7 protein-coding genes and 1 rRNA gene are annotated in these 11,891 nt (G+C 54.3%); 2 read left to right on the top strand and 6 right to left on the bottom strand.

Translation table 11 applies throughout. From position 1 onward, the window contains the following. Positions 1 to 140 precede the first annotated feature (140 nt). Entirely contained in the window at positions 141 to 3,824 is a 3,684-nt protein-coding gene (metH, locus tag GFB57_RS03040; protein ID WP_003031615.1) for a methionine synthase, read from the bottom strand. A 194-nt stretch (positions 3,825 to 4,018) separates the two neighbouring features. Between metH and iclR the strand changes: the two genes are divergently transcribed. Then, a complete protein-coding gene (iclR, locus tag GFB57_RS03045) occupies positions 4,019 to 4,843 on the top strand; it encodes a glyoxylate bypass operon transcriptional repressor IclR (RefSeq protein WP_003031613.1) in 825 nt (274 codons plus the stop codon). A gap of 21 nt (positions 4,844 to 4,864) precedes the next feature. Here the strand turns inward: iclR and aceK are convergent, their stop codons facing one another. The 4 genes from aceK to metA all read right to left on the bottom strand — a co-directional run bounded on the left by aceK (position 4,865) and on the right by metA (position 10,851). Continuing rightward, positions 4,865 to 6,613, bottom strand: a complete 1,749-nt coding sequence (gene aceK, locus GFB57_RS03050; RefSeq protein ID WP_003031611.1) for a bifunctional isocitrate dehydrogenase kinase/phosphatase — start codon at positions 6,611 to 6,613, stop codon at positions 4,865 to 4,867. A gap of 102 nt (positions 6,614 to 6,715) precedes the next feature. Further along, a complete protein-coding gene (gene aceA / locus GFB57_RS03055) occupies positions 6,716 to 8,020 on the bottom strand; it encodes an isocitrate lyase (protein WP_003031609.1) in 1,305 nt (434 codons plus the stop codon). Positions 8,021 to 8,051: 31 nt separating this feature from the next. After that, positions 8,052 to 9,653: a malate synthase A gene (gene aceB, locus GFB57_RS03060; RefSeq protein WP_003031607.1), complete on the bottom strand. Its 1,602-nt coding sequence runs from the start codon at positions 9,651 to 9,653 to the stop codon at positions 8,052 to 8,054. A gap of 268 nt (positions 9,654 to 9,921) precedes the next feature. Next, positions 9,922 to 10,851: a homoserine O-succinyltransferase gene (metA, locus tag GFB57_RS03065; protein ID WP_003031605.1), complete on the bottom strand. Its 930-nt coding sequence runs from the start codon at positions 10,849 to 10,851 to the stop codon at positions 9,922 to 9,924. Positions 10,852 to 11,007: 156 nt separating this feature from the next. Here metA and GFB57_RS03070 point away from each other — a divergent pair, with 156 nt between their 5' ends. Further along, on the top strand, positions 11,008 to 11,445 hold the full coding sequence (locus GFB57_RS03070; protein WP_003031603.1) for an acetyltransferase: 438 nt from the start codon (positions 11,008 to 11,010) through the stop codon (positions 11,443 to 11,445). Positions 11,446 to 11,703: 258 nt separating this feature from the next. Here GFB57_RS03070 and rrf read toward each other — a convergent pair. After that, positions 11,704 to 11,819 (bottom strand): 5S ribosomal RNA (gene rrf / locus GFB57_RS03075). Between the last annotated feature and the right edge of the window lie 72 nt (positions 11,820 to 11,891).

The following is an 11,891-nucleotide window of genomic DNA, read 5'->3' on the forward strand; positions in this document are numbered from 1 at the left end:
GCTGGATAAGGCGTTTACGCCGCCAGCCGGCAAATAGCGCTCGCGAACCTTCTTTCAGTATAAGGGTTTAAACGTAATAAAGAGACAGGGCACTCATTGAGCGCCCTGTTTGTTGTAAAGAAAGATGACAGTTTTGTGAATCAGTCGGCGTCGTAGCCGAGGTTCGGCGCTAACCAGCGTTCCACTTCTGCCACGCTCATCCCTTTACGGAAGGCATAATCTTCAACCTGATCGCGCTGGATTTGCGCCACAGCGTAGTACTTGCTGTCCGGATGACTGAAATACCAGCCGGAAACCGACGCACCTGGCCACATGGCGAAGGATTCGGTGAGCTTCATCCCGGTATGCGCCTCCACGTCCAGCAGTTCCCAAATGGTGGCTTTTTCGGTGTGTTCCGGACACGCCGGATAGCCCGGTGCCGGGCGAATCCCCTGGTAGTTTTCGCGGATCAGCTCCTCGTTACTGAGATTCTCATTCGCCGCATAGCCCCAGTAGACTTTACGCACGCGCTCATGCAGATATTCTGCAAACGCTTCCGCCAGACGGTCAGCGATCGCTTTCACCATGATCTTGTTGTAGTCGTCATGTTGCGCTTCAAAAGCATCTGCCAGCGCGTCTTCTTCCAGACCACCAGTGACCGCAAAAGCACCGATGTAATCCGCTTTACCGCTCAGTTTCGGCGCAACAAAGTCAGACAAGCAGTAGTTGGCGAAACCGACTTTTTCCGTCTGCTGGCGCAGGTGATGACTCACGTTGATGACGTGCGTACGCGTCTCGTCACGGTAAATCTCGATGTCGTCACCCACGCGGTTGGCCGGGAATAAACCCACCACGCCACGCGGATTCAGCGTCTTCTCAGCGCTGAGTTTATCCAGCATGTCGTTGGCATCTTTGAACAGGCGCTTCGCCTCTTCGCCCACTACTTCATCTTCGAGGATTCGCGGATATTTCCCGGCCAACGACCAGGTCATAAAGAACGGCGTCCAGTCGATGTAGTTGCGCAGGGTTTCGATGCTGGCTTCCACTTCCTGTACGCCAAGACGGTGCGCCACCGGCGGGGTGTAGTTTTCCCAGTCAAAGGCCAGATCGTTGTCGCGGGCAGCCTGTAACGTTACGGGCGGAGTACGCGGTTTCTTACGCGCATGCTGGATACGCACGGTTTCATACTCTTTACGCGTACGGGCGACAAAGTCATCACGCTGGGTGTCAGAGAGCAGCGCAGCGACGACGCCAACGGTACGCGAGGCGTTCTGCACGTACACCGTCGGGCCGCTGTAGTTCTGCTCAATTTTCACCGCGGTGTGCGCTTTCGAGGTGGTGGCGCCGCCAATCAGCAGCGGAATAGTGAAGCCCTGACGCTCCATCTCTTTCGCCACGTTGACCATTTCGTCCAGCGATGGGGTAATCAGCCCGGAAAGGCCAATCAGATCGGCATTCACTTCACGCGCCGTTCTGAGGATTTTCTCCGCGGGCACCATCACGCCAAGATCGACGATTTCGTAGTTGTTACATTGCAGCACCACGCCGACGATATTTTTACCGATATCGTGCACGTCGCCCTTCACGGTTGCGATGACCATTTTGCCGTTGCTGGAACCTTTCTCTTTGCTGGCCTCAATGTACGGTTCAAGGTATGCCACCGCCTGCTTCATCACGCGGGCGGATTTCACCACCTGCGGCAGGAACATTTTGCCCTCGCCGAACAGGTCGCCAACCACGTTCATGCCGTCCATCAGCGGTCCTTCAATAACCTCGATCGGGCGCGCGGCCTGCTGGCGAGCTTCTTCGGTATCCAGCTCAATAAACTCGGTTATGCCTTTCACCAGCGAGTATTCGAGGCGCTTTTTCACGTCCCAACTGCGCCACTCCGCCATCTGGGCATTCGCCGTGTCGTCGGTTTTACTGCCGCGATACTTCTCAGCAAGCTCCAGCAGTCGTTCGGTGCCATCGTCACGGCGGTTGAGGATCACATCTTCAACGGCATCGCGCAGCTCGGCGGGCAGGTCGTCGTAAATTGCCAGTTGTCCGGCGTTGACGATCCCCATGTCCATACCGTTGCGAATGGCGTAGTAGAGGAATACTGCGTGAATGGCTTCACGTACTGGGTCGTTGCCACGGAACGAGAATGAAACGTTAGAAACGCCGCCGGAGATCAGCGCGTGCGGCAGTTCGCGTTTGATGTCTTCACAGGCCCCGATAAAGTCCTGCGCGTAGTTGTTGTGTTCATCAATCCCGGTCGCGACGGCAAAGATGTTCGGGTCAAAGATAATATCTTCCGGCGGGAAGCCCACCTCTTCGGTAAGAATCTTGTACGCCCGACGGCAGATCTCAATTTTGCGCGCGCGGGTGTCGGCCTGGCCCTGCTCGTCAAAGGCCATCACCACCACTGCAGCACCGTAGCGACGCAGCAGCTTCGCGTGATGGATAAAGGTCTCAACCCCCTCTTTCATCGAGATGGAGTTAACGATGCCTTTACCCTGAATGCACTTCAGCCCTTTTTCGATTACTTCCCATTTCGAGGAGTCGATCATAATCGGCACGCGGGCGATATCCGGTTCACCGGCAATCAGGTTGAGGAAACGAACCATCGCCGCTTCGGCGTCGAGCATCCCCTCATCCATGTTGATATCGATGATCTGCGCGCCGCTTTCCACCTGCTGACGGGCGACATCCAGCGCTTCGCTGTATTTCTCTTCTTTGATCAGGCGTTTAAACTTCGCCGAACCGGTAACGTTGGTACGCTCGCCGACGTTCACAAACAGGCTGTCGTCGCCGATGTTCAGCGGCTCAAGGCCGGAAAGGCGGCAGGCAACCGGGATTTCCGGCAAGCGGCGTGGCGGCAGTCCGTCCACTGCGCGACTCATGGCGGCGATGTGTTCCGGCGTGGTGCCGCAGCAGCCGCCAACAATATTCAGGAAGCCCGCCTCGGCCCATTCGCGGATTTGCGCCGCCATGGTGTCGGCATCGAGATCGTACTCACCAAAGGCGTTCGGCAGACCGGCGTTCGGGTGTGCGGTAACGTAGCATTCGGCAATACGCGACAGTTCCTGCACGTACTGGCGCAGTTCGTCCGGGCCTAAGGCACAGTTCAGACCAAAAGTCAGCGCATCGGCGTGGCGCAGGGAGTTGTAGAATGCTTCGGTGGTCTGGCCGGAGAGCGTACGCCCGGAAGCGTCGGTGATGGTGCCGGAGAGCATAATCGGCAGCTCAACGCCCAGCGCTTCGAATTCAGTTTTAACCGCGAAAATAGCGGCTTTGGCGTTGAGGGTATCGAAAACGGTTTCAATCAGGATCAGGTCACTGCCGCCTTCCACCAGCGCTTTGGTGGATTCGCGGTAGGCGGCCACCAGCTGATCAAAGGTAATATTGCGGTAAGCCGGGTCGTTGACGTCGGGCGAGATAGACGCCGTACGGTTGGTTGGGCCAAGCACGCCCGCGACGTAGCGCGGTTTGTTCGGCGTGCGTGCCGTCCATTCATCTGCCGCCGCGCGCGCCAGTTTGGCTGCCGCAAAGTTGATTTCCGCCGACAGGGATTCCATCTGGTAATCCGCCATGGCGATAGTCGTGGAGTTAAAGGTGTTGGTTTCGATTATGTCCGCGCCCGCCTCGAAGTAGGCGTTGTGAATCGCGGCGATCACCTCCGGTTTGCTGAGCACCAACAGGTCGTTGTTGCCTTTCAGATCGCACGGCCATTCGGCAAAGCGTTCGCCGCGGAAATCCTCTTCGCTCAGACGATATCCCTGGATCATGGTGCCCATCCCACCGTCCAGCACCAGAATACGTTCATTTAACTGCTGACGTAATTGTTCTACTTTGCTGCTCACACTCGCTCCCGACAACGCTCAACCAGACCGAAAAAACTCAACAGGCCATACTGGCACAAACCTGAGAGGCGGAAAAGAGAACAACGGCCAACATGAGACATGTTCAGCTTCACTCATCCGATCAGTACAGGAATTCTTGCATTATAATTGAATAAAACGAAAATGATTTCCACGATACAGAAAAGGAGTCTGCCATGGTTGCCCCCGTTCCCGCGAAACGCGGTAGAAAACCCGCCGCTACTACTGCGCCCGCAACCGGGCAGGTTCAGTCCCTGACGCGCGGCCTGAAGCTACTGGAGTGGATTGCGGAATCCAACGGCAGCGTGGCGCTGACCGAGCTGGCGCAGCAGGCCGGCCTGCCAAACTCCACGACTCACCGATTATTGACCACCATGCAGCAGCAGGGATTTGTTCGTCAGGTCGGTGAATTAGGGCATTGGGCCGTGGGTGCACATGCGTTTATCGTCGGCAGCAGCTTTTTGCAAAGCCGTAATCTGCTGGCGATTGTGCATCCAATCCTGCGCAAGCTGATGGAAGACTCCGGTGAGACAGTCAACCTCGCCGTGCTGGATCAAAGCGATCATCAGGCCATTATTATCGACCAGGTGCAGTGCACCCAACTGATGCGCATGTCCGCGCCTATCGGCGGCAAACTGCCGATGCATGCTTCCGGCGCGGGTAAGGCGTTTTTATCCCAACTGAGCGAAGAACAGGTGACAGGGCTGCTGCACCGCAAAGGACTACACGCTTATACCCACGCCACGCTGGTGTCGCCAGTGCATCTGAAAGAGGATTTGGCTCAGACGCGCAAGCGCGGCTATTCCTTTGATGATGAGGAACATGCGCTGGGTCTGCGCTGCGTGGCGTCGTGCATTTATGACGAGCACCGTCAGCCGTTCGCCGCCATCTCCATTTCCGGGCCAATCTCACGCATTACCGATGACCGTGTGACCGAGTTTGGCGCAATGGCAATCAAAGCAGCGAAAGAAGTCACGCTGGCGTACGGCGGATTTCGTTAAGATGGGGTTGCCGGGTGGCAGCTACGCCTTACCCGGCCTACGGTCTGTTTCATAACGCACGCTGAAACGCTGTTTGCGTCGGTAAGCGTAAACATCTTCCACATGCCCGTTTTTAATCCGCGTTTGCAGACCACGCCAGTAGTCGGCGCTGAACAGCTCAGCGTGCATCTCTTCAAATAGCGGCCCGATACGCGGGTCGGCACATAGCCAGTGGCGAAACTCTTCCGGGAAGACATCTCCAGGCGATACGCTGTACCACGGCTCAGCGCTCATCTCATCTTCCGGGTAGCGTGGCGGCGGGATATGACGGAAATTAACCTCCGTCATGTAGCAGATTTCATCGTAATCGTAGAACACCACGCGCCCGTGACGGGTGACGCCGAAGTTCTTAAACAGCATATCGCCGGGGAAAATATTGGCGGCGGCCAGCTGACGAATCGCGTTGCCGTACTCTTCAATGGCATCGCGCAGTTGTTGACCTTCGACCTGCTCCAGCCAGATATTCAGCGGCACCATCCGTCGTTCGATATACAGATGGCGAATGACAATCTGATCGCCAAGATCGGTAATTTTTTCCGGGGCTTCCTGCAATAACAGCGCCATCAGCGCCGGATCGATTTGCCGTTTATCCAGCACAAAATTCTCGAACTCCTGGGTGTCAGCCATCCTCCCCACACGATCGTGCTCTTTGACCAGTTGATAACAGGCGCGGACGTGGGCGGCAGACATCTCTTTTTGCGGCGCAAATTTGTCTTTAATGATTTTAAACACCCGGTCAAAGCCCGGCAGGGTAAACACCAGCATCACCATACCGCGGATCCCCGGCGCTTCAATAAACTGCTCATCACAGTTGGCCAGGTAGAGCAGATACTCCCGATAACTTTCCGTTTTTGCATGCTTCTGACAGCCAATCGCCATATACAATTCAGCGGTGGTTTTACCGGGCAGGATCTCGCGCAACCACTCCACCAGTGCCGCGGGCAGCGGGGCATACACCATAAAGTAGGAGCGGGCAAAGCCAAACACAATGCTCGCCTCCGCCGTCGTGGTCAGGCAGGTATCGACAAACAACTCACCTTCGTCTGTCCGGTGGATTGGCAGTAAAAACGGCAGCGTTCCAGAAGGGGTAATCAGCTTACCGACCAGCCAGGCGGCCTTGTTACGATAAAACAGTTCATTCGCCACCTGTAAATGGCAGCCTGGCAACACATCCGTTCCCAGGGTTTCGGTCAGGTGTTCGATGATGTAGTGGATATCACGATGTTTATTCTGCCATGGAAGACGCAGGGGAAGATCGCTAAGGACGCGAGTTAGCAGCCACTCCCAGCCGGTATCAGGAAAAAAGTCTTTCGCCAACGGGCGTGGGATCGTGCGGAAACGACGCTCTGGCTGAGAACTGAAAATAAACAGCCGCTCGGGAGTCAGCGAGCGGTGGTCAAATAACCGACAGTAAACGGAGTTAAAAAAGCTCTCCGCAATCTCGAAGCGCGGGTAATCCGGCAGTAGCCGGGTGTAATGCTCTTTTACGCGAAGTAAAAAATCCGCGTCGGTACTTTTGCCGTCTGTAATGCAGCGCAACTGCTCCACCACCAGACCTACGTGATGATCATAAAGGTGAATACGGCTTTTCATCGCCTGCTGAACCGCATGCCAGTCGGCATGTTCAAAACGCTGCTGCGCGCCGGAGGTGACTTCCAGAAAACGCCCGTACTGGGCGTCGAAACCTTGCAAAATCGTCTGAGCAATCAGTAATTCCAGGCCACGCGTCATCGACTTCTCCCATCCGGCACAACGTCATGCCGGATGGCGCGTTCGCTTATCCGGCCTACATCCCTTCGTAGGCCCGGTAAGCGCAGCGCCACCGGGCATTAATCAAAACTGCGATTCTTCGGTCGAGCCGGTCAGCGCGGTCACCGAGGAAGCGCCGCCCTGAATGATAGTAGTGACTTTGTCGAAGTAGCCTGTACCCACTTCCTGCTGATGGGACACGAAGGTGTAACCGTCTTTAGCCGCCGCAAATTCTGGCTGCTGAACCTTCTCAACATAGTGGCGCATGCCTTCACCCTGCGCATAGGAGTGTGCGAGGTCGAACATGTTGAACCACATGCTGTGGATGCCCGCCAGGGTAATGAACTGGTATTTGTAACCCATATCCGACAGTTGCTGCTGGAAGCTGGCAATGGTTTTGTCGTCCAGGTTTTTCTGCCAGTTAAATGACGGCGAACAGTTGTAGGCCAGCAGTTTGCCGGGGAATTTCGCGTGAATCGCATCGGCAAAGCGCTTCGCCAGTTCGAGATCCGGCGTGGAGGTTTCACACCACACCAGATCCGCATAAGGTGCATAGGCCAGACCACGGCTGATCGCCTGCTCAATACCCGCATGCGTACGGTAGAACCCTTCGCTGGTACGTTCGCCGGTGATGAACTCGCTGTCGTATGGGTCGCAGTCAGACGTTATCAGATCGGCTGCGTCAGCATCAGTACGCGCAATAACCAGCGTCGGAACACCCATGACGTCGGCTGCCAGACGGGCGGCCACCAGTTTCTGGATAGCTTCCTGAGTCGGCACCAGAACTTTGCCGCCCATGTGACCACATTTTTTTACCGATGCGAGCTGATCTTCGAAGTGAACGGCCGCTGCACCAGCCTCAATCATCGATTTCATCAGTTCAAACGCGTTCAGTACGCCGCCAAAACCCGCTTCCGCATCGGCAACGATCGGCAGGAAGTAATCCACATAGCGCGGATCGTTCGGTTCAATACCGGTTGACCATTGGATCTGATCGGCGCGACGGAATGTGTTGTTGATCCGATCCACCACTGCCGGGACGGAGTTCGCCGGATACAGCGATTGGTCCGGGTACATGCTGGATGCCAGGTTGGCATCTGCCGCCACCTGCCAGCCTGAAAGGTAGACCGCTTCAATACCGGCTTTCGCCTGCTGCAGCGCCTGACCGCCAGTCAGCGCGCCGAGGCTGTTGATATAACCTTTCTTCGATTCGCCGTGCAGCAGACGCCACATTTTCGCCGCGCCAAGCTGAGCCAGCGTGCATTCCGGGTTGACCGAGCCACGTAATTTCACCACTTCCTCCGCGCTATATGGACGGGTGATGCCTTCCCAGCGCGGTTGAGTCCATTCTTTCTGTAATTCTTCGATTTGTTGAGTACGGGTTTTCATGTGCAGATGCTCCATATTGTTATGTGGTGGATTACGCCAGCAGGCGGTAGCCTGGCAGGGTCAAGAAATCGATCAATTCATCAGAGGTAGTGATTTGCTCCATCAGGCGCGCGGCATCGTCAAAACGTCCGCTGCTGTAGCGGTGTTCGCCCAGCTCGTCCTGAATCACCAGCATCTCTTCGGCCAGCATCTGACGGAACAGCGGTTTGGTAACCGGCTTGCCGTTGCTGAGCGTCTTCTGGTGGTGGATCCACTGCCAGATGGAGGTACGGGAGATTTCGGCAGTGGCCGCATCTTCCATCAGACCGTAAATCGGTACGCAGCCGTTACCGGAGATCCACGCTTCGATGTACTGCACCGCAACACGAATGTTGGCGCGCATGCCTTCTTCAGTACGCTCACCTTCACAAGGCGCCAGCAGTTGTTCTGCAGTAATCGGCGCATCTTCTTCACGGGTCACGAACAGCTGATTTTTGTTTTCACCGAGCACGTCGTTGAACACCGCCATTGCGGTATCTGCCAGTCCCGGATGGGCAATCCATGTGCCGTCATGACCGTTATTGGCTTCCAGCGCTTTGTCCGCTTTTACCTTGGTCAGAACCTGGTTGTTACGTTCCGCATCTTTGCTGGGAATGAACGCTGCCATGCCGCCCATCGCGAATGCGCCACGTTTATGACAGGTTTTAATCAGCAGACGCGAATAGGCGCTGAGGAATGGCTTATCCATCGTCACCACCTGACGGTCCGGCAGCACGCGATCCGGATGGTTCTTCAGCGTTTTGATATAGCTGAAAATGTAGTCCCAGCGACCGCAGTTCAGACCGACAATATGGTCACGCAGGGCGTGCAGAATTTCGTCCATCTGGAAGACAGCCGGCAGCGTTTCAATCAGCAGAGTCGCTTTGATGGTGCCGCGCGGCAGATTAAAGCGATCTTCTGCATAGCTGAACACTTCGCTCCACCATGCTGCTTCTTGCCAGGCTTGCGTTTTTGGCAGGTAGAAGTAAGGGCCGCTGCCTTTTGCCAGCAACGTTTTGTAGTTGTGGAAGAAATAGAGGGCAAAATCGAACAGGCTGCCCGGGATGGATTCGCCACGCCAGGTGACGTGTTTTTCCGGCAGATGCAGACCACGAACGCGGCATACCAACAGAGCCGGATTAGGTTTGAGCTGGTAAATTTTACCCGCTTCGTTGGTATAGCTAATGGTGCCATTGACCGCATCGCGCAGGTTTATCTGCCCGTCGATAACTTTGCTCCACTCAGGAGCCAGCGAATCTTCGAAGTCAGCCATAAAGACTTTGACGTTCGCGTTCAGCGCGTTGATAACCATCTTGCGCTCAACAGGCCCGGTTATCTCTACGCGGCGATCCAGTAAATCATCAGGAATACCGCGAATCTTCCAGTTACCTTCACGAATGGAAGCTGTTTCCGAAATAAAATCAGGCAACTTACCGTCATCAATATCCTGCTGCTGCTGAATACGTGCAGCCAGAAGTTTATTGCGTTTTGGCGTAAATCTTGTCACCAGTTCAGTCAGAAACTCTACTGCTTCAGCGGTCAGAATTTGTTGCTCCTGTTCGCCACGCGGCCTGGTGAAGACCAGTTCATCGGTTGTCGTTGCCTGTTGATTCATTGCGTAGTTCCTCGTCATTGATCCAAACACATCCCCAATGCGAACGAAGGATCGTTGTGCGCTTTTCGTTCAGCACAACTAAGACTACTCATTTAAATTTCAAAATCAAAAACAATTTCCATTTTTAATTTAATTATCAATTAACCTATTGATAACAATATAAATAAAATTTAATTACACCGTGAGGTGCGTTTCGGAAATAAAAAAGGCACCCGAAGGTGCCTGATTCAATATGCTGAAACGCTTAAGGATCGTCTGCTACAGAAGATTAATCCAGCGTTGGATTCATGTGACGCAGATCATATGGCGTGATCTGGTAGACGTAATAGTTGAGCCAGTTGGTAAACAACAGATTACCGTGGCTACGCCAGGTTGCCCGCGGTTTGTTTTGCGGGTCATCTTTCGGGAAATAGTTATAGGGCACTTCCGGCGTTAGGCCCGCTTCGACGTCACGAAAATACTCACTGCCGAGCGTATGGGCATCATATTCCGGATGGCCCGTCACAAAGGCAATTCGTTTATCTTTGCTGGCAAACAGGTAGGCATCTCCCTCTTCGGTTTCAGCAAAAATCTCGAGATCGGTGTAGTCGCGAATAAGCGCAGCAGGAAAATCCGCATAGCGCGAATGCGGAGCCAGGAACGCATCATCGAATCCACGCGTCAGCAGCGCATGAGGATGCAGAATATGGTGCTCATAGACGCCTGAAAGTTTGTCCGTACGGGTTTGCTTAGGAATTCCGTACAGGATATTCAGCGCGGCCTGCACCGCCCAACAAACAAATAGCGTTGAGGTAACGTGATCTTTCGCCCATTCAAGCACTTGTTGAATCTGCGGCCAGTAAGCCACGTCATTAAATTCAACCAGACCCAACGGCGCGCCGGTCACGATCAGTCCGTCAAAGTTCTGCTCGCAGATATCCTCGAAATTACAGTAAAAGTTATTCAGATGCTCCGTAGGGGTGTTACGTGACTCGCGAGCATCGATGCGCAATAGCTGAACATCTACCTGTAGCGGTGAGTTAGACAGTAAGCGCAGGAACTGGTTTTCCGTTTCAATCTTCTTGGGCATCAGGTTGAGGATGAGCACCTTCAGTGGTCGAATTTCCTGACCGGAAGCGCGGGATGTCGTCATCACAAAGACGTTTTCCTCACGCAAGAAATTGACGGCGGGTAGCTCGTCCTGCACGCGAATTGGCATAACCTGATAACCTCACTACATACGTTTAAACGTTTAGACATCCAGATAGCTGAAGATACCCAGGAATCATGCGAATGTCGAGCCTGCATCCTCAAGTTGAGAAAGTTTCACGGCCCTTGCTGTAGAATAGTGCAGTAAAGATAAAAGGAGAATGCTATGCCCTTTACCATTCGTCGTTCGCGTAAGGACGAAGGTGATAAGCTCATATCTATTTGGTGTCGTTCTGTCGATGCGACGCACCGTTTCCTCTCTGCGGAGTATCGGATTGAGCTGGAAGAGCTGGTAAGTTCATTTTTACCAGAAGCTCCGCTATGGGTTGCAGTGACAGAACAAGATGAGCCTGTCGCCTTTATGCTTCTGACCGATCAGCATATGGATGCGTTGTTTGTCGATCCGGATGTGCGTGGTAGTGGCGTTGGTAAACTGCTAATTGAACATGCTTTATCAATGAGTTCAACGCTGACAACCAACGTTAATGAACAGAATGAGCAGGCAGTTGGATTCTATAAGAAGATGGGATTTACTGTGACGGGACGTACAGAGGTGGACGATCTCGGACGAGCGCACCCGTTGCTCAACCTCGTACACGGGTAGCCGTACTAATACATTCAGCCCGGCGGTTTTACCCCGCACACACGCAAAAAAGCCCATCCGTCAGGATGGGCTTCTTCACTTTATTTGATGCCTGGCAGTTTATGGCGGGCGTCCTGCCCGCCACCCTCCGGGCCGTTGCTGCGCAACGTTCAAATCCGCTCCCGGCGGATTTGTCCTCCTCAGGAGAGCGCTCACCGACAGACCACAGATAAAACAAAAGGCCCGGCCTTTCGACCGGGCCTTTCGCTTTTATTTGATGCCTGGCAGTTCCCTACTCTCGCATGGGGAGACCCCACACTACCATCGGCGCTACGGCGTTTCACTTCTGAGTTCGGCATGGGGTCAGGTGGGACCACCGCGCTACAGCCGCCAGGCAAATTCTGTTATTAACCCGCTTTTCGCCGGTTAATCTTATCTGTATCAAGCTGAATGTCGTCTCTTCGCCA

The organism is Citrobacter sp. S39 (assembly GCF_009495675.1).
Taxonomy (GTDB): domain Bacteria; phylum Pseudomonadota; class Gammaproteobacteria; order Enterobacterales; family Enterobacteriaceae; genus Citrobacter; species Citrobacter freundii.